Origin of the sequence: Burkholderia sp. PR2, assembly GCF_052372875.1 — a bacterium.
Classification (GTDB): Bacteria; Pseudomonadota; Gammaproteobacteria; order Burkholderiales; family Burkholderiaceae; genus Burkholderia; species Burkholderia diffusa.
In genome coordinates this window covers 871,862-887,949 of the sequence record NZ_JBQRWH010000004.1, presented here as the reverse complement: position 1 = coordinate 887,949, position 16,088 = coordinate 871,862, and the positions used below count along the sequence as shown (strand labels likewise).

Genomic DNA, 16,088 nt, shown 5'->3' with positions numbered 1-16,088 from the left:
CGGCGCGCTCAGGCTGCCGCGAACCACGCGCGCGCGGTCCACATGCCGAGCGCCGTCAGCGTGAACGATCCAGTCAAGTGTAGGGCAGCCACCGCGAACGCCCATCCCAATTCGCCCTGCACCGCGTGCGTCATCACTTCGACCGAATAGGTCGAGAACGTCGTGAGGCCGCCGAGGAAGCCCGTGATCACGAACAGCCGCCACTCGGGCGGCAGCCCGACGCGGGTGGTAAACGCGACGGCCGCGATGCCGATCACGTAGCCGCCGATCAGGTTTGCGGCGAGCGTACCGAGCGGCACGGCGGGAAAGAACGCGTTGAGCGCAAGGCTCAGGAACCAGCGCAGCAATGCGCCGAGCCCGGCGCCGACGAAGATCGCGACGATCGAATAGAACAAGGGAGCTCCTCGCTGACGAGGCCGCATCGCGGGCGCGGCCTACGCCGAACTGTATGCGGAATCGCGCCGCGACGGCAATGCCGGCCGGCACCCCAGCGCGCACCGGATGGTGTCGCGCCGGAATCGTGCATTTCATTATTTCCACGCACCGCCGAGCTCGATATTTTCCAATGCATTACGCAGGTCATTACAAATCGCCGGAAACGAATCGATTATTCATCAGATTTTCACGAATTCGAAAAGTCAGCCCCGCACCAGCCATGCAAGCCTTTCTTCATGGGCATTTCGCGTGTTTTCCCTAATCCAGACATTCCCGAATCGGGTCGATATTCAATGCAATTCGCTCTGCTGATTTCGTAAAATCATTTCGCTCCCCCACTCCATCGACATGGAAACTCGAAAAATGAACAATTACCGCCTGTCATCCATGTTGATTCCGGCACTGTGCGCGTCGCTGCTCGCGTCGAGCGTCGCGCTCGCCGAGGACAACGGCCCCCCGTCCTACGTCGAAGGCAACCGCGCGCCGAAAGGCTATGCGCGCCCGCCTTTCCACACGAAACAGCGCGCCAGCACGGCCACGGTGGCCGGCCTCACACCCGTGCTCGTACGCCATGCGTACGGGTTCGATTCGATCGCCAACCAGGGCGACGGGATGGTCGTCGCGATCGTCGACGCGTACGACGATCCGAAGCCGATCTCGGCGTGTTCAGCAACGCGTTCTCGCTGCCGGCCTGCACTTCGTCGAACGGTTGTTTCACCAAGGTCTACGCGCGCGGCACGCGACCCAAGACGGACGCGGGCTGGTCGCTCGAGATGTCGCTCGACGTCGAATGGGTGCATGCGATCGCACCGAAGGCGAAGATCGTGCTCGTCGAGGCCGCGTCGGCCAGCTTCAGTGACCTGATGGCCGCGGTCGACGTAGCGGTCAAGCGCGGCGCATCGGTCGTGTCGATGAGCTTCGGCGGCAACGAGTTCGGCAGCGAGACCGGCTTCGACAGCCATTTCAACGCATCGGGCGTCACGTTCGTCGCGTCGTCCGGCGACAGCGGCACCGGCACCGAGTACCCGGCGGCGTCGCCGTACGTGGTGGCGGTGGGCGGCACGACGTTGTCCACCGACGCATCCGGCACTTACGTCAGCGAGGCGGCGTGGAGCGGCAGCGGCGGCGGCGTCAGCTCGATCGAGGCCGAGCCGGCCGGGCAGACCGGCTGGCCGGTGCCGGTGGCCGGCAAGCGCGGCGTGCCCGACGTCAGCTACGACGCGAATCCGTCAAGCGGCTTCGCGGTGTACGACTCCGTCACCTATCAGGGGCAGGCCGGCTGGTTCCAGGTCGGCGGCACGAGCGCGGGCGCGCCGCAATGGTCGGCGCTCGTCGCCATCGCGAATTCGCTGCGCACGGCGGCCGGCAAACACGCGCTGAGCGGCACCTACGACACGCTCTATACGGTCGGGAAAAACGCCTACGGCAGCGACTATCACGACGTCACGACCGGATCCAACGGCACTTGCGGCAGCATCTGCAATGCAGCGGGCGGCTACGACTACGTGACGGGCCTCGGCTCGCCGATCGCGCCGGCGCTCGTCCAGGCGCTCGTCGCACAGCCGTGATCGCGCGGCCGCGGCCGGCCGATTCGTCCCGCGCCGCTCAGCTGCCGTGCCATGCACGGTCGAGCGCCACGAGCGTCGCGAGCGCGCTGCCCTTCAGCCCGATCACGTCCGCGCGGCGGGCATGGGTCTCGCGTGCATTGATGCGGATCACGTCGGCACCGAGCCGTTCGCTCGAGAGACGCACGGTCGGAATCGCGGTGCCCGCGCCGATCTCGACGACGGTCACCCATCCCGCCTGCGCGATCCAGTCCTGCAGGGCCCGCTCCTGCGCGTCGTAGCGTTCGCCGAGCCAGCCGTTGTCGCCGAACATCAGGATGTTCGGTCGCGCGAGGCCGCCGCAACGCGGGCAGCGCGGCAGCTCGCCGACCAGCCGGCACGCGGCCGCGTCGACATCGGGCGTGAACGGCGCGGCGTCCCACGTGTCGTCCGAGCAGGGTCGCAGGCACTGCATCGAATGAATCGAACCGTGAATCTCGGCGACACGCGCCGGATCGAAACCGGCCTTCTGAAACTGGCCGTCGACGTTGCTCGTCAGCACGAAGCCGCCGTTCGGCATCGCGTCCATCCAGCGCCGCAGGATCGCGAAGCCCGCGTGCGGCACCGTCTGCCGGTAGAGTCCGAGACGGTGTCCGTAAAAGCCCCACGCAAGCTGCGGATGTGCGCGGAACGCCTGCGGCGAGGCGATCTCGTGGAATTCGAAACGCTCGTGGCGCAGCGCCGGGTACGCGCGCCAGAAGCCGTCCGTGCCGCGGAAATCGGGCAGCCCCGAATCGACGCCGATGCCCGCGCCGGCCGTCACGAGCAGCGCATCGGCGCGCGCGAGCGCCTCGACGGCGGACGCGACCAGATGAGCCGGCAGTGGCTCGGCAGCGGCGCTGGAATCGGTGGAATCAGTGGAATCGGACGAGTCGGAAATCGGCATGATGGGGCAGCGGAAGCGTCGAACGGTGCGCGAGTGGCGTCGCGCGATCATACGCCGGTTCGGGCGCCGCGCCGCGACATCACACAGCCGCGGCGCGCACGCCCGCGGGTTCCCGCAGCGCGACGTACTGCAGCAGCATGATCGTCTTCGCGTCGACGATCTCGCCACGCTCGACGGCATCCAGCGCCGCGTGCAGCGGCATCTCGACGACCTCGAGATCCTCGCCCTCCTCCGCGATGCCGCCGCCGTCGCCCGTGCGCAGCGACGCATCGTATTCGCCGACGAAGAAATGCAGCTTTTCCGTCACCGAGCCGGGACTCATGAACGCCTCGAACACCTTGCGCACGCCGCGCACGCGATAGCCGGTTTCCTCTTCGGCCTCCGCGCGAATGCGTGCATCGGGCGTCGCGTCGTCGAGCAGGCCGGCGGCGGCTTCGAGCAGCATCCCGTCGTGTCCGTTGACGAACGCCGGCATCCGGAACTGCCGCGTGAGCAGCACGTCGCCCGTCCTCGCGTTGCGCAGCAGGATGGTCGCGCCGTTGCCGCGGTCGTACGTTTCGCGGCTCAGGCGCTGCCACGTGCCGTCGCGGCGCAGGAAATCGAACGTTACCTTCTTCAGCACATACCAGTCGTCGGACAGCACCGTCGTATCGACGATGCGGACGCGGTCCCGCGTTGCGGCCATGGTGGTCTCCCATTCGACAAGTGACGGCACTCATGGTAGCGTGCATATTCGTGCAATTTCAAGAAATTTCGTGCAAACCCGATGCTGACGACCCAACGCAAGAAAGCGATCCTCGACGCGCTCGCCCGCGACGGCCAGGTGCTGGCCGTCGAACTGAGCGCGCAATTCCGCGTGTCCGAGGACACGATCCGGCGCGACCTGCGCGAACTGGCGGCCGAGGGCCTGCTGCAGCGCGTGCACGGCGGCGCGCTGCCGGCGTCGCCGGCGGTCGCGCCGTTCGCGCAGCGCGAGCTGCTCGAAACCGCGGAAAAACGGCGCATCGCGCGCCGGGCCGCGCAGATGATCGCGCCCGGACAGGTCGCGATCGTCGACGGCGGCACGACCTCGGCACTGCTCGTCAGCGAGCTGCCGCCCGACCTGCGCGCGACGATCGTCACGCACAGCCCGAGCGTCGCCGTCGCACTGGCCGCGCATCCGTCGATCGACGTGATCCTGATCGGCGGACGGCTGTACAAGCATTCGATCGTCGCGGTGGGCGCCGCGGCGATGGAAGGCATCTCGCGCATTCACGCGGACCTGTATTTCATGGGTGTGACCGGCGTTCATCCAGTCGCGGGGCTGAGCACCGGCGACTTCGAGGAAGCGGCGATCAAGCGCGCACTCGCGGGGCGCGCCGGCGAGACGATCGTGCTGGCTTCGCAATCCAAACTGCGAGCGGCGTCGCAGTTCGCGATCGGCGAACTCACGCTCGCACAAGCGATCGTGGTCGAACGGGAAACCGATGCAGCGCTGACCGAGCCGATCGAGGCCGCGGGCGTGACGGTCGTGCGCGCGTAGCCGAGCCGCGGCTTCGACGTCTGCACGCCGGTGGGGCGGCACCGACATCGTCGTCGGCGCGATGTCAGCGTGCCGACAGGTGCCGCTTGCTACGATGGGCGACTGCCCACCCGCCGCGCCCCGCCCGATGTCTTCACCCTGCAACCCGATCACACCCGCGCCACCCGACGGCCCTGCCCCGCCGCCCGGCGTCCTCGCACTGTTCATCGCGTTCGCGCAGATCGGCCTGACCAGCTTCGGCGGCGGGCTCAGCGGGCGCATGATGCGCGACTTCGTTCACGAGCGGCGCTGGCTCGACGAGGAAGCGTTCCTCAACGGCCTTGCGCTGTCGCAGGCGCTGCCGGGTGTCAACGTGAAGAACCTCGCGATCTGGATCGGCTACCGGCTGGCCGGATGGCGCGGCGCGGTGGCCGGCTTCACCGGCATCATCGCGCCGCCGGCCGTGCTGATCGTGCTGTTCGGCGTCGCGTTCTCGACGCTGACGCGCTTCACGCTCACGCACGTCGCGCTCGCGGGCGCGGCCGCCGCGGCGATCGGGCTGTCGATCTCGATGGCGATCACCGCGGTGCGCCGACTGCCGCGCCGCGCGCTGCCGTTCGCGGTGGCGGCGCTTACGTTCGTGTCGGTGGCCGTGCTGCACTGGCCGCTCGTATGGACCGTACTTATCGCCGGCGCGCTGAGCGTCGCGCTCGAATACCGGCGCGCGGCCGCATCCATCGTCGGGAGCGACGAACGATGACTGCCTCGTCACGCTACGCCGCCCTGTTCGGCGTATTCGCACCGCTGTCGATCGCGACGATCGGCGGTGGTCAGGCGATCATCGCGGACATCCAGCGGCAGGTCGTCGACGTGCATCACTGGATGACGGCCTCGCAGTTCGTGAACGACTTCGCGATCGCGCGAATGGCGCCGGGCCCCGGCTCGCTGCTCGCGACGCTGATCGGCTGGCAGGTGGCGGGCTTCTGGGGCGCGGTCATCGCGACGCTCGCGCTGTTCGGGCCGACCGCGTTCCTGATCTACGGCGCAGCGCATCTGTGGCGGCGCCACCAGGGCGCACGCTGGCAGGTCGCGCTGGAGGCAGGCCTGCGCCCGGTCGCGGCCGGCATGATCCTCGCGTCCGTCTGGGTGCTGCTGCAGGCGCTCGACGGCGGCTGGCCCGCGCGGGCGATCGCGGTCATGTCGACGATATGCGTGATGGTCACGCGCATTCACGCACTGCTGCTGATCGTCGTCGGCGCGTTGCTGCTGGTCGGCGCGCACGCGATCGGGTGACGGCGGCTCGCCTATGGCGTACGGGCGTGCCGCGCATGGTTCGACCGCGCGCTCACGCAGTGTGTGCTCGGGCGCGTCGTCACCGCGATGATGCTCGGGTTCGCGGTCCGCTTCGCGATCGACGCGCGCCGAGACCGGCCGCGCAGTTCACAAGCCGGCTACCGCGCGAAACGCGCGGTACGCATCGGCATGACACTCGAAGCCGATGCCCGGCGCCTGTGGCACGGCCGCGTAGCCGGCGTCGACCGATTCGCCGTCCGCCAGCCCGTTGAACGGGCGGAACGCGAACGGGCTCACTTCGGCGCCGCCGAGCCCGAGCGCCGACACGACGTGCAACGAGAACAGATGACCACCGTGCGGCCAGAACGCATCGCGCCGCCAGCCGTTCGACACGAAATGGTCGACGATCTGCAGATAGCCCGGCAGGCCATAGCAATGCACCGGATCGAACACAAGGACGTCGCGGTCCGGGCGCAGGCCGCCGTAGCGTTCGATCAGCTTCGCTTCCGCGAGCGAGAACAACGCCTCACCGGCCGCGACCGGCGGCGCGTATTGCGCGGTCAGGTCCGCATGAAGCGGCAGGTCAAGCGGATCGCAAAGGTCCTCGAACCACCAGAGTTCGAACGGTGCCAGCATCGCGACGGCTGCGCGGCCGCTCGTCGCGTCATACCTATTCATCGCATCGACCGCGAGATGCGAACTGTCGGCCAGACACGCCGCGGCCGCCTCGATGCGCCTTTTGTCGTCATCGACATCCGCGCCGCCGATCTTGATCTTCGCGTGCGTGTAGCCGAGATCGGCGATGCGGCGCATCTCGTCCGACAGGTGCGCGAGATCGTCGTGCGGATAGCGGTAACCGCCGCCCGCATAGACACGCACGCGAGGTGCCGCGTTGCGCGCGAGCCCGTCGGCGACGAAGCGATGGAGGGGCAGCCCCGCGATCTTCGCGGCGGCATCCCAGATCGCCATGTCGAGCACGCCGACCGCGACACAGCGTTCGCCGTGCCCGCCGGGCTTCTCGCCTGCCATCATCGCGCGCCATGCGCGAAACGGATCGAGGTTCGTGCCGGCGTCGTCGGCGATGGCGTCCGCGGCGGCCAGCAGACGCGGCGCGAACCGTTCGCGAATCAACCCGCCCTGTGCATGACGACCGACCGAAGCGTAGCCATAACCCGTGATCGGCCGGCCATCGCGCACGACATCGGTGACGATCGCGACGACGCTCGTCGTCAGGTCGCCCGACGGAAGCGTCGGATCTGCATGGCGGGAAACGGGGATCGCTTGCTCGCGGATGTCGATGATGCGCATGGTCGGGGTTCCGGGAAAACGTTCGGCGTTTGCGGACCATGCGCGCATTTCGGACGGCGCGAATGGCGGATCGCTGCATCATAGGCGCCTGCGCGATGTCGTGCAGACGCGCGACCGTCGCGATGCGGCGAAGGGATCCGACTCGCTCGACATCATCCGAACCGCGCCGTGCCGCGTCGACGTGCGGACGACCGCCGCATCACGTGCGAGGCGCGAGGCGCGTCGCACGCCTCGACGCCGGTCATCGCACCCCACTGGCACGGCCGCGAATTAGATAGACATCCGACGCGAAGCGCGTATGATGAATTTTGTCCGAGCCCGCGTTACTGCACTCGCCGCTCGCCCCGCCGTCTACCCTCTCGCTGCGTCGCGCCGTTACCCTCCGTTACCCGCGCGCATTGCTGTCCTTTTCACCCCACCCGTCACACCGCGCCGCGGTGATACCGGTCGGATGCGTTCGTCCACGCGATTTGTCGCGCCCGAACCCAGGAGTTCATCATGAGCATGCATCTCTATCGTGGCTTCGAAATCTATCCGCTGATCTACCCGCACACTCCGTCGCTGAACGGTAATACGCACAACTACGACGCCGGCTTCGACGCGGCCGTGAAGATCTGCCTGCGCGGCACCACCGACACGCTGACCCGCAGCGAAACATTCCGGCTGATCGACAACGCACCGTTCGAATCGGCGGGCGAAGCGCGCCGCGCGTCCGTTCGCTACGCGGAGCAGATCATCGACGGCAATCGCGACAAGCAGCCGCTCTTCGCAGATTCCCATTGACGCTTCCTGTCGCGGCAGCGCGGCCGCACCCTGATTCGGATGACGAAATGATTATCGATGAACTCCTCCGCCTGATCGAACGGCGAGAGATTTCCACTACCGACGCAGTCCCGCACGACGGCCTCGCCGGTTCTGCGTTGCGTCACCAACCCGAGTTGCAGATGTTCGCTGCAGTGCGCGCATTGACGATCAGCGCCGGATATTCCGAATTCGAATCCGACGAGATCGCGAGTGCCGTCATGACCCGGCTCGGCTAGTGTTCCGCCACGCGTGTCTTGAAACAGCACCTGCATGACGACGATCATCCGCAAGCCCGACGAACCTGTCGATGTCGCGCTTCGGCGCTTCCGGTGAAACATCGAGAAGACGGGCCTGATCCGCGAGTTGCGTGGTCGCACCGGCTATGAAAAGCCAACTACCGAGCGCAAGCGCAAGAAAGCCAGCGCCGTCGCGAGACAGTGCCTCCTCGCGAAACGCATGCTGCCGCCTCGCAAGCTCTATTAGGAGAACGCCGTGTATCAGCCGACCGTCGAGGACCCTCCATTCTTCCCGTTGACGAAGTGCGAGGTCGATTTCGATCGACAGAAGGATGCGATCACGCTTCTGCCTAGCTTCTACGCGTTCGGCTGCGAGTACACCAGTCGCGGCCTCCTGATCGGCCGAGACGATGCATTCAGATTGATTGCCGCGATCGAAAAAGCCCTGAGCATCGAGCAGTGAACGTCGCCCCGACGTTGTCGAATCGCGTCGTGCCGGGCGGCGCTGCGCGGACATCGCGACGCACGCGAGCGCTCTGATTGACTCCGGACTGGCCGCGCTTCTTTGCCCATCGCCTAACCCCCGCAAGGTCGTTCGACACCCCTCCGATCACCACCGTTCTGCCGCGGATCACGAAACGATTGATCTACTTGCGGGACATGCTCGCGGAACGACGGCTGTTCAAGGAAGCGCCCGGCAGCATGGATGCTGATGTATCCGGACAAGAGCATTTTGGAGATCGCGTCGACCTGCCGATTTGCCCATGCGTCGCACCTCGGGCGCGCGCTTCGGCGGGCGTACGGGATGGCGCCGAGCGCCTATCGTGAGCTGCAGACACCCGATGCGATCGGTGAGATCGACGGAATAGCGGAATCGGCCGAGCGTGCGGCCACGCTCGGCGAGTTGTTTCCGAACCGGAGCGAGTTTGTTGAGCCGGAATCCCCTGCTTGCGATCCCGACTGAACCCTTGCTCGTCGGCACGGGTACGGGTGCGTTTCAACGCATCGATTCAACCAGCGCTGGTACGCGAGTCGAATCGACAGGCCCGCTCAGGCAAACACGAAGTACTTGCGCACCGTCTCCACCACTTCCCACGTCCCTTTCATGCCGGGTTCGATCACGAACACGTCGCCGGCCTTCAGGTGCACCGGCTCCTCGCCTTCCGGCGTGATGATGCAGTAGCCGTCGAGGAAGTGGCAGTACTCCCATTTCTCGTAGTTCACTTCGAACTTGCCCGGCGTGCAGATCCAGGTGCCCATGATCTTGCTGCCATCCTTCGAGAGGTAGGCGTTGAGGTTCACGGTGTGCGGATCGCCGCCGATGCGCTTCCACTTGGTCGCGTCGACGACCGGGGTCGGGCAGGTTTTGCGCAGAACGGTGATGAAATCGGACATGTCGGCTCCAGACTAACGATCGGGTAGAAGGTCTGTCACGTTAGTTCGAAAGCTTCACCGGGGCTTGTATGCGTCCGACACCGACTCGTCTATTTTCGACACGGGCTTGCGTGCTGGCGCGCCGCCTGCGTGTTCCGGTCGGGCTTGCGATGACCGACCGCTTCCGGCCGATCCTTGACGCCCGTTCCCGGCGATCCGTCGCCCAACCACCGAGCCCATGCGAGCTTCGAGGCAGGCGGCCAAAAACGCCTTGCTTGCAACATCTGGGCCAAACCCTGTAGAATTACGCGTTCTGCGGGCGTCGTATAATGGCCATTACCTCAGCTTCCCAAGCTGATGACGTGGGTTCGATTCCCATCGCCCGCTCCACCTTCGGCTGCTCGGCAGCCTGCGCAAGAGCCGCCTCGTCGAAGGCGGCTTTTTTGTACCGTCTGCCGGTTCATCCGGTAGTACCGCTGCGCATGACGGGCCCGCGCCCGAACCAAGCCTTTCTCTGTCACCGATGATGCACGACGATCCGAACGAAGCCGGCCTGCCGCCGGACGACGCCGCCCTTCCCGACGAAGCCGCCGACGGCGCCGACGAAGTCAACCCGCTGCACCGCCGCCGCATCCGCAGCTTCGTGACGCGCGCCGGCCGCGTGTCGACCGGCCAGCGCCGCGCGCTCGACGATCTCGGCCCGCGCTTCGTCGTCCCGTACGCGGCGGAAATCCCGGACTGGGACGCCGTGTTCGGCCGCCGCGCGCCGCGCATCCTGGAGATCGGCTTCGGGATGGGCGCATCGACCGCGGAAATCGCCGCGCACCGCCCGGGCGACGACTTCCTCGGCGTCGAAGTGCACGAACCGGGTGTCGGCGCGCTGCTGAAACTGATCGGCGAGCAGGACCTGCCGAACATCCGCATCATCCAGCACGACGCGGTGGAGGTGCTCGAGCACATGCTCGCGCCGGAAAGCCTCGACGGCGTGCACATCTTCTTCCCCGATCCGTGGCACAAGGCGCGCCATCACAAGCGCCGACTGATCCAGCCGCCGCTCGTCGCGCACCTCGCATCGCGCCTGAAGCCCGGCGCGTACCTGCACTGCGCGACCGACTGGCAAAACTACGCGGAACAGATGCTGGAAGTGCTCGGCGCCGAACCGACGCTCGAAAACACGGCTGCCGACTACGCGCCGCGCCCCGACTACCGCCCCGTCACGAAGTTCGAACGGCGCGGGCTGCGGCTCGGCCACGGCGTGTGGGACCTGGTGTTCCGCAAACGCGCCGGCTGAACACAACGCGCGGCGCGCGCAACGCACGCTGCGCGTCGCGCAATGACAAACGGCCCGACCGGCATCTGCTACCGGTCGGGCCGTTCTCTATTGGATGCGCCCTCGCCCCCGCACGGGCATCACGCCCAGTTCAGCCACCCGCTATACCCCACCAACAGCACGAACAGGCCGAACGCGATCCGGTACCACGCGAACACGGTGAAGTCGTGCGTCGCGACGAAACGCAGCAGCCAGCGCACGCACACGAACGCGCTGACGAAGGCGGCAACGAGCCCGAGCGCGAACAGGCCGAGCGAATCGACCGTGAACGCCTGCCAGTCCTTGACGGTTTCATAGAGCGTCGCGCCGAAGATGATCGGAATCGCGAGGAAGAACGAGAATTCGGTCGCGACGCGCCGGTCGAGGCCGAACAGCATCCCGCCGATGATCGTCGAGCCCGAGCGCGACATGCCCGGCACCAGCGCGAAACATTGCGCGATGCCGACCTTCAGCGCGTCGAGCGGCGTGAGCGCATCGACCGACTGCACGCGCGGCGGCTCGAGGCGTTCGCGCTGCCGCGCCTCGGCCCACAGGATGATCGCGCCGCCGACGACGAGTGCGAACGCGACCGGCACCGGCGAGAACAGCACGGCCTTGATCTTCTTCTCGAACAGCAGGCCGAGCGCGATCGCGGGAATCGTCGCGATCACGACGTTCAGTGTGAAGCGCTGCGCGTCGGGCCGGCTCGGCAGCCCGGACACGATGGAGACGATCCGCTGCCGGTATTCCCAGCAGACCGCGAGGATCGCGCCGAACTGGATCACGACGTCGAAGGTCTTCGCGTGCGCGTCGTTGAAATTCAGGAAGCTGCCCGCGACGATCAGGTGGCCGGTGCTCGACACCGGGAGGAATTCCGTCAGCCCCTCGACGACGCCGAGGATCAATGCCTTGCAGATCAGGATCCAGTCCATCCGTGGCCCAACTCCGAAGTAGTCGAAAGAAAGGGCCGCGTCACCGTCGCGGCCCGCCCGGCCGCGCGCGGTGCGCCGTCACTTTTCGACGATCGCTACGCGTATGCCGTTTGTAAGAATCGTAATTGTACCGGGTTCGTAGTTCACGCCGGCAAATTGCAGTTGTTCGGGCTTGAACGTGTAGATCGGATAGTTGGTCAGCACCTGCGTCGCGAGCAGGCCGGCGGCCGCGCCGACCTGTTGCGCGTACATCTGCGCGTTGCCGTCGAGCACGAGGCTGTCGACGGCCGGCGCCTTCAGCACGACCGAGCGGCTCGGCGCGTCGTAAGCCAGCTGGCCCGACACGATGAACTTGCCGCTCACCGGTTCGCTCAGGAACGGACTCGCGAAATGCGCGTCCAGCTGCACGGCGACGCGGTTCTGGTCGGGCAGCAGGTTGACGGCCGGATTGGCGAGCGACACGTCGACGACCTGCGCGACCGTCTTCTGGTACGGAAACTTGCGCGCGACGGCTTTCTGCACATCGCCGCGCGAGAACGTGTAGTGATCGGGGATGAACGGGAAAGTCGACGCGCAGGCGGCGAGCGATACCGACACGCCGATGGCGCCGGCGCAAGCGGCGAGGAAGCGGCGCCGGCCGGACGTGCAAGATGCGGTCATGCTGAACAATCTCCTGTATCGGGCGAAGCGTCCGTCGGGTTACCGGCTCGGCCGCAAGCAGGGCCGTGGACCGAAGTTAGTGCTTCGGCGGATGTCGCCGGTTCCATGCGCGTGCCGGTGACGGGCAGCGCGGGCAATGCGTCAGCGGGCCGCGCCGGCGCCGGGCGCCGGCTGCGTCGCGACCTCGAGGCGCGTCAGCCACGCGAGCGCGTCGTCGCGCGACGCACCGCACATCTCGGCGGACGGCTGCAGTCCGGAACAGCACGCGGGACGCTCGGGCCGGCCGAAGATCCGGCAGCGCAGGTCGTCGCCGAGCTGCACGCAACGCACGCCGGCCGGCTTGCCGTCGGGCATCCCCGGAATCGGCGAGGAAATCGACGGCGCGATGCAGCATGCGCCGCACCCCTCGCGGCACGCATGCGGCGGCGGGACATCGGCGGGCGCCGGACGGACAGGCATTTCGACGGACACTCGGCTCTCTCACGAACAACAAAAAACGGTGCGGCAACCGGACGCAGCGTGCGGCAGCCCACTGCGCATTGTGCCACCGCCGGCTGCGACGTTATTACACAATGCAGCCGAAACGCGCGTTTATATACTCGAAAGCATCTAAAAAGCGCGAGACCATCATGAGTTCCGGTTCTGCCGACACAATGTTCCGTCCCGATTTGCTCGCGAAGTACGGCGCGAACGGGCCGCGCTATACGTCCTACCCCACCGCGCTGCAATTCCGCGACGATTTCGACCCGGCCGACTACGTGCGCGCCGCGGGCGATCCCGGCGCGTCGTCGAGCGACCTGTCGCTGTACTTCCACATCCCGTTCTGCAACACGGCCTGCTTCTACTGCGGCTGCAACAAGATCGCGACCAACAACCGCCGCCGCGCGCGCCCGTATCTCGAGCAACTGAAGCGCGAGCTGGCGCTGCAGGCCGCGCTGTTCGATCCCGCGCGCCCGGTCACGCAGCTGCACTGGGGCGGCGGCACGCCGACCTTCCTGTCCGACGACGAAACGGCCGAGCTGATGGTGGCCACCCGCGAACACTTCGCGCTTGCGCCGGACGCCGACGCGGAGTTCTCGATCGAGATCGACCCGCGCACGGTCACGCCCGCGACGCTCGTCCACCTGCGCAACATCGGCTTCAACCGGCTGAGCCTGGGCGTGCAGGATTTCGATCCGATCGTGCAGCAGGCGATCAACCGGATCCAGCCGCTCGCGATGACGGCCGACCTGCTGTCGGCAGCACGCACGACGGGCTTCCATTCGGTCAGCGTCGACCTGATCTACGGACTGCCGCACCAGACGGTCGCCGTATTCGCGCGCACGCTCGAGACAATCATCGAACTCGCGCCCGACCGCCTCTCGGTATTCGGCTACGCGCACATGCCGCACCTGTTCAAGATGCAGCGGCAGATCGACGACGCGACGCTGCCGCCGCCCGCAACGCGCGTCGCGCTGCTCGGCCTCGCGATCGACATGCTGACTCAGGCCGGCTACGTGTACATCGGGATGGATCACTTCGCGCGGCCGACCGACGAGCTCGTGCGCGCGCAGCGCAACGGCACGCTGCAGCGCAATTTCCAGGGCTACAGCACGCGTGCGGATACCGATCTGGTCGGCTTCGGTGTGTCGTCGATCGGGAAGGTCGGCGACGTCTACGCGCAGAACGCGAAGGACCTGCCGGCCTATGGCGCCGCGCTCGACGCGGGCCGGCTGCCGATCACGCGCGGCGTGCGGCTCACGCCCGACGACCGGCTGCGCCGGGACGTGATCACCCAGCTGATGTGCAACCTCGAACTGCCGTTCTCGCATATCGAGGCCGCGCACGGGATCCGCTTCGCCGATCACTTCGCGCGCGAGCTCGACGCGCTGCGCACGTTCGAGCAGGACGGGTTGCTGACCATCGCCGGCGACCGCCTGACGATCCACCCGGCCGGCCGGATGGTCGTGCGCAACATCGCGATGGCGTTCGACGCCTACCTCGGCCAGACGCCGCGGCAACGCTACTCGCGCACCGTCTGACGCTGCACGGCCGCATGCGGGCGGCCGGTTTGATAAAGTACGGGGCTCAACGCCCCTGCAAGAATCCGCACGATGCGCACCACCAAAGCAACCAACGCGGTCGAACGCCTGAAAACGCGTTCCGGCAATCCGCAGTTCGCGGCCGTCGCGATGGCGGGCGGCCTGTTCTATCTGGTCGACCGCTCCGGCGGCACCGCCGAGAAGCGCAGCGAGCCGCTGCCGCTCGACGAATTCGTCAGGTTCGTCGACGACTTCGGCCCCAAAAAGCCGCGCAAGGCGAGCAAGCTCGACCTCGCATTCGAGGCGCAGATCAAGAAGAGCAAGGGATAAAGGTCTGTTGCAGGCCGTCTGAAGGCTTCGCGGCCGCCCCCTTTGGTACAATCACGAAGTTTCTCTATCCCCGCTGATGGCCGACTTGGCTGCGTGACCACACCATGAATATCGAAAACGCGCGTTTCAACATGATCGAACAACAGATCCGGCCGTGGGATGTGCTGGATCTGGACGTCCTGGGCCTGCTGTCGATCGTCAAGCGTGAAAACTACGTGTTGCCCGAACACCGCGATCTCGCGTTCGCCGACCTCGAGCTGCCGCTGCCCGGCGGCACCAGCAAGATGCTGTTCCCGCGCGTCGAAGCGCGCGTGCTGCAGGAACTGTCGGTCAAGAAGCACGAGAACGTGCTCGTGATCGGCGCGGGTTCGGGCTACCTGGCCGCACTGTTCGCGCATCGCGCACAGCACGTGACGGCTGTCGATATCGATCCGACCATCGCAAAGTTCGCGGCGGACAACCTGCGCAACGACGGCGTGACGAACGCGGAAGTCGTGCTCGGCGACGGCTCGCTCGGCTGGCCCGACAAGGCGCCGTATGACGTGATCTGCGTCGCGGGCGGCCTGCCGGTCGTGCCGCAGCAGATGCTCGAACAGCTGAAGATCGGCGGCCGCCTGTCGGCGTTCGTCGGCGGCCGTCCGGTGATGAAGGCGCAGATCATCACGCGCATCGACGACAAGCAGTACCGTGTCGCCGACGTGTTCGAAACCTACGTCAATCACCTCGTCAACGCGATGGAGCCGTCGCGCTTCAAGTTCTGAGCGGCGGAGCTTCCATGCAGATCCTGACACCCGCGATGCTCGCGGAATGGCTTCGCGATCCGGCGCGTCCCGCGCCGCTCGTGCTCGACGTGCGCGAGCCCTGGGAAATCTCGACCGCGCAGATCGCCGGCAGCGTGTCGATCCCGATGCAACAGATCCCCGCGCGCAGCGAGGAGCTCGACGACGAAGCGGAAATCGTCTGCGTGTGCCATCACGGGATGCGCAGCGCCCAGGTCGCGATGTTCCTCGAATCGCGCGGCTTCACGAAGCTGTACAACCTGCAGGGCGGGATCGACGCGTGGTCGCGTGACGTCGATCCGTCCGTGCCGCGTTACTGAGTGACTGACCTTCCCGGCGGCGCATCGCGCGCCGCCACGGCGACCGGCACGTTGCAGCCGATCGCCCCGATCCGCCGAACGGGCGCGCATGGCGCGCCCGTTTGCATTTCCGCTTCTGTGTTCCCCCTCCCCCGATCGCTTCAGCCCGTCGGCTATCCGCGTCCGTTCGATGTCGAACGGCGGCGAGCACCCGAGCATGGCACCCGTCGAACGGATCGCTTCGCGCTTCCCGTCGTACTCCACTTCCCCCCGTGCACTGCGACGCCGACACGACACGACGCGGCTGAATGCATGCG

20 protein-coding genes, 1 tRNA gene and 2 pseudogenes are annotated in these 16,088 nt (G+C 66.8%); 15 read left to right on the top strand and 8 right to left on the bottom strand.

What is annotated here, in order from left to right; genetic code table 11:
- Positions 1-8: 8 nt before the first annotated feature.
- Positions 9-395: a fluoride efflux transporter CrcB gene (gene crcB / locus ACT2FV_RS21290; RefSeq protein ID WP_059530237.1), complete on the bottom strand. Its 387-nt coding sequence runs from the start codon at positions 393-395 to the stop codon at positions 9-11.
- Positions 396-798: 403 nt separating this feature from the next.
- On the opposite strand from crcB, the pseudogene ACT2FV_RS21285 reads away from it, so the two are divergent.
- Positions 799-2,003: pseudogene (locus ACT2FV_RS21285) on the top strand (S53 family peptidase).
- A gap of 37 nt (positions 2,004-2,040) precedes the next feature.
- Here ACT2FV_RS21285 and ACT2FV_RS21280 read toward each other — a convergent pair.
- Positions 2,041-2,925: an SIR2 family NAD-dependent protein deacylase gene (locus tag ACT2FV_RS21280; RefSeq protein ID WP_444504746.1), complete on the bottom strand. Its 885-nt coding sequence runs from the start codon at positions 2,923-2,925 to the stop codon at positions 2,041-2,043.
- A 79-nt stretch (positions 2,926-3,004) separates the two neighbouring features.
- Positions 3,005-3,610 carry an NUDIX domain-containing protein gene (locus ACT2FV_RS21275; RefSeq protein ID WP_175815719.1) on the bottom strand — a complete coding sequence of 202 codons (606 nt, stop codon included), beginning with the start codon at positions 3,608-3,610 and terminating at the stop codon, positions 3,005-3,007.
- Positions 3,611-3,691: 81 nt separating this feature from the next.
- On the opposite strand from ACT2FV_RS21275, the gene ACT2FV_RS21270 reads away from it, so the two are divergent.
- The 3 genes from ACT2FV_RS21270 to ACT2FV_RS21260 all read left to right on the top strand — a co-directional run bounded on the left by ACT2FV_RS21270 (position 3,692) and on the right by ACT2FV_RS21260 (position 5,719).
- A complete protein-coding gene (locus ACT2FV_RS21270; protein WP_444504745.1) occupies positions 3,692-4,447 on the top strand; it encodes a DeoR/GlpR family DNA-binding transcription regulator in 756 nt (251 codons plus the stop codon).
- A 127-nt stretch (positions 4,448-4,574) separates the two neighbouring features.
- Positions 4,575-5,186, top strand: coding sequence for a chromate transporter (locus ACT2FV_RS21265; protein ID WP_124903011.1), 612 nt, complete (start codon positions 4,575-4,577; stop codon positions 5,184-5,186).
- A complete protein-coding gene (locus tag ACT2FV_RS21260) occupies positions 5,183-5,719 on the top strand; it encodes a chromate transporter (protein WP_444504744.1) in 537 nt (178 codons plus the stop codon). The genes ACT2FV_RS21265 and ACT2FV_RS21260 overlap by 4 nt, the downstream gene beginning before the upstream one ends.
- Before the next feature lie 147 nt (positions 5,720-5,866).
- On the opposite strand, the gene ACT2FV_RS21255 is transcribed toward ACT2FV_RS21260, so the two are convergent.
- Positions 5,867-7,027: an enolase C-terminal domain-like protein gene (locus ACT2FV_RS21255; protein ID WP_444504743.1), complete on the bottom strand. Its 1,161-nt coding sequence runs from the start codon at positions 7,025-7,027 to the stop codon at positions 5,867-5,869.
- Between the two features lie 498 nt (positions 7,028-7,525).
- On the opposite strand from ACT2FV_RS21255, the gene ACT2FV_RS21250 reads away from it, so the two are divergent.
- The 5 genes and pseudogenes from ACT2FV_RS21250 to ACT2FV_RS21230 all read left to right on the top strand — a co-directional run bounded on the left by ACT2FV_RS21250 (position 7,526) and on the right by ACT2FV_RS21230 (position 9,031).
- Positions 7,526-7,810 carry a hypothetical protein gene (locus tag ACT2FV_RS21250; protein ID WP_059605424.1) on the top strand — a complete coding sequence of 95 codons (285 nt, stop codon included), beginning with the start codon at positions 7,526-7,528 and terminating at the stop codon, positions 7,808-7,810.
- Between the two features lie 47 nt (positions 7,811-7,857).
- Positions 7,858-8,067 carry a hypothetical protein gene (locus ACT2FV_RS21245; protein ID WP_151048863.1) on the top strand — a complete coding sequence of 70 codons (210 nt, stop codon included), beginning with the start codon at positions 7,858-7,860 and terminating at the stop codon, positions 8,065-8,067.
- A gap of 34 nt (positions 8,068-8,101) precedes the next feature.
- Positions 8,102-8,314, top strand: a pseudogene (gene rpsU, locus ACT2FV_RS21240) (30S ribosomal protein S21).
- Positions 8,315-8,323: 9 nt separating this feature from the next.
- Complete coding sequence (locus ACT2FV_RS21235) at positions 8,324-8,530, top strand: hypothetical protein (RefSeq protein ID WP_059605430.1); 207 nt, start codon at positions 8,324-8,326, stop codon at positions 8,528-8,530.
- Positions 8,531-8,773: 243 nt separating this feature from the next.
- Positions 8,774-9,031: a helix-turn-helix domain-containing protein gene (locus tag ACT2FV_RS21230; RefSeq protein WP_444504742.1), complete on the top strand. Its 258-nt coding sequence runs from the start codon at positions 8,774-8,776 to the stop codon at positions 9,029-9,031.
- 86 nt (positions 9,032-9,117) lie between these two features.
- Here the strand turns inward: ACT2FV_RS21230 and ACT2FV_RS21225 are convergent, their stop codons facing one another.
- Complete coding sequence (locus ACT2FV_RS21225) at positions 9,118-9,462, bottom strand: cupin domain-containing protein (RefSeq protein ID WP_059466993.1); 345 nt, start codon at positions 9,460-9,462, stop codon at positions 9,118-9,120.
- 294 nt (positions 9,463-9,756) lie between these two features.
- On the opposite strand from ACT2FV_RS21225, the gene ACT2FV_RS21220 reads away from it, so the two are divergent.
- Together ACT2FV_RS21220 and trmB are read left to right on the top strand one after the other, a co-directional pair.
- Positions 9,757-9,831 (top strand) — tRNA-Gly (locus ACT2FV_RS21220).
- Positions 9,832-9,964: 133 nt separating this feature from the next.
- Positions 9,965-10,732 carry a tRNA (guanosine(46)-N7)-methyltransferase TrmB gene (gene trmB, locus ACT2FV_RS21215; RefSeq protein ID WP_059605632.1) on the top strand — a complete coding sequence of 256 codons (768 nt, stop codon included), beginning with the start codon at positions 9,965-9,967 and terminating at the stop codon, positions 10,730-10,732.
- A gap of 119 nt (positions 10,733-10,851) precedes the next feature.
- Here the strand turns inward: trmB and ACT2FV_RS21210 are convergent, their stop codons facing one another.
- The 3 genes from ACT2FV_RS21210 to ACT2FV_RS21200 form a co-directional block, all read right to left on the bottom strand.
- Complete coding sequence (locus tag ACT2FV_RS21210) at positions 10,852-11,682, bottom strand: undecaprenyl-diphosphate phosphatase (protein WP_151048861.1); 831 nt, start codon at positions 11,680-11,682, stop codon at positions 10,852-10,854.
- 78 nt (positions 11,683-11,760) lie between these two features.
- Positions 11,761-12,342: a DUF1439 domain-containing protein gene (locus tag ACT2FV_RS21205; protein WP_059605627.1), complete on the bottom strand. Its 582-nt coding sequence runs from the start codon at positions 12,340-12,342 to the stop codon at positions 11,761-11,763.
- 141 nt (positions 12,343-12,483) lie between these two features.
- Positions 12,484-12,801, bottom strand: coding sequence for a YkgJ family cysteine cluster protein (locus ACT2FV_RS21200; RefSeq protein WP_059680838.1), 318 nt, complete (start codon positions 12,799-12,801; stop codon positions 12,484-12,486).
- A gap of 170 nt (positions 12,802-12,971) precedes the next feature.
- Here ACT2FV_RS21200 and hemN point away from each other — a divergent pair, with 170 nt between their 5' ends.
- The 4 genes from hemN to ACT2FV_RS21180 all read left to right on the top strand — a co-directional run bounded on the left by hemN (position 12,972) and on the right by ACT2FV_RS21180 (position 15,792).
- The gene (gene hemN / locus ACT2FV_RS21195) at positions 12,972-14,363 is read left to right on the top strand and encodes an oxygen-independent coproporphyrinogen III oxidase (RefSeq protein ID WP_124629651.1); all 1,392 of its coding nucleotides are present in this window, start codon (positions 12,972-12,974) and stop codon (positions 14,361-14,363) included.
- A 72-nt stretch (positions 14,364-14,435) separates the two neighbouring features.
- On the top strand, positions 14,436-14,693 hold the full coding sequence (locus tag ACT2FV_RS21190; RefSeq protein ID WP_151048858.1) for a hypothetical protein: 258 nt from the start codon (positions 14,436-14,438) through the stop codon (positions 14,691-14,693).
- A 104-nt stretch (positions 14,694-14,797) separates the two neighbouring features.
- Positions 14,798-15,454, top strand: a complete 657-nt coding sequence (locus tag ACT2FV_RS21185) for a protein-L-isoaspartate O-methyltransferase family protein (protein ID WP_059605621.1) — start codon at positions 14,798-14,800, stop codon at positions 15,452-15,454.
- Between the two features lie 14 nt (positions 15,455-15,468).
- Positions 15,469-15,792, top strand: coding sequence for a rhodanese-like domain-containing protein (locus tag ACT2FV_RS21180; protein ID WP_059605618.1), 324 nt, complete (start codon positions 15,469-15,471; stop codon positions 15,790-15,792).
- Positions 15,793-16,088: the final 296 nt, after the last annotated feature.

Bases quoted from the DNA above. Each gene is read 5' to 3' on its own strand.
- ACT2FV_RS21280 (WP_444504746.1), bottom strand. From the start codon at position 2,925: ATGCCGATTTCCGACTCGTCCGATTCCACTGATTCCACCGATTCCAGC.
- ACT2FV_RS21275 (WP_175815719.1), bottom strand. From the start codon at position 3,610: ATGGCCGCAACGCGGGACCGCGTCCGCATCGTCGATACGACGGTGCTG.
- ACT2FV_RS21270 (WP_444504745.1), top strand. From the start codon at position 3,692: ATGCTGACGACCCAACGCAAGAAAGCGATCCTCGACGCGCTCGCCCGC.
- ACT2FV_RS21265 (WP_124903011.1), top strand. From the start codon at position 4,575: ATGTCTTCACCCTGCAACCCGATCACACCCGCGCCACCCGACGGCCCT.
- ACT2FV_RS21260 (WP_444504744.1), top strand. From the start codon at position 5,183: ATGACTGCCTCGTCACGCTACGCCGCCCTGTTCGGCGTATTCGCACCG.
- ACT2FV_RS21255 (WP_444504743.1), bottom strand. From the start codon at position 7,027: ATGCGCATCATCGACATCCGCGAGCAAGCGATCCCCGTTTCCCGCCAT.
- ACT2FV_RS21250 (WP_059605424.1), top strand. From the start codon at position 7,526: ATGAGCATGCATCTCTATCGTGGCTTCGAAATCTATCCGCTGATCTAC.
- ACT2FV_RS21245 (WP_151048863.1), top strand. From the start codon at position 7,858: ATGATTATCGATGAACTCCTCCGCCTGATCGAACGGCGAGAGATTTCC.
- ACT2FV_RS21230 (WP_444504742.1), top strand. From the start codon at position 8,774: ATGCTGATGTATCCGGACAAGAGCATTTTGGAGATCGCGTCGACCTGC.
- ACT2FV_RS21225 (WP_059466993.1), bottom strand. From the start codon at position 9,462: ATGTCCGATTTCATCACCGTTCTGCGCAAAACCTGCCCGACCCCGGTC.
- trmB (WP_059605632.1), top strand. From the start codon at position 9,965: ATGATGCACGACGATCCGAACGAAGCCGGCCTGCCGCCGGACGACGCC.
- ACT2FV_RS21210 (WP_151048861.1), bottom strand. From the start codon at position 11,682: ATGGACTGGATCCTGATCTGCAAGGCATTGATCCTCGGCGTCGTCGAG.
- ACT2FV_RS21205 (WP_059605627.1), bottom strand. From the start codon at position 12,342: ATGACCGCATCTTGCACGTCCGGCCGGCGCCGCTTCCTCGCCGCTTGC.
- ACT2FV_RS21200 (WP_059680838.1), bottom strand. From the start codon at position 12,801: ATGCCTGTCCGTCCGGCGCCCGCCGATGTCCCGCCGCCGCATGCGTGC.
- hemN (WP_124629651.1), top strand. From the start codon at position 12,972: ATGAGTTCCGGTTCTGCCGACACAATGTTCCGTCCCGATTTGCTCGCG.
- ACT2FV_RS21190 (WP_151048858.1), top strand. From the start codon at position 14,436: ATGCGCACCACCAAAGCAACCAACGCGGTCGAACGCCTGAAAACGCGT.
- ACT2FV_RS21185 (WP_059605621.1), top strand. From the start codon at position 14,798: ATGAATATCGAAAACGCGCGTTTCAACATGATCGAACAACAGATCCGG.
- ACT2FV_RS21180 (WP_059605618.1), top strand. From the start codon at position 15,469: ATGCAGATCCTGACACCCGCGATGCTCGCGGAATGGCTTCGCGATCCG.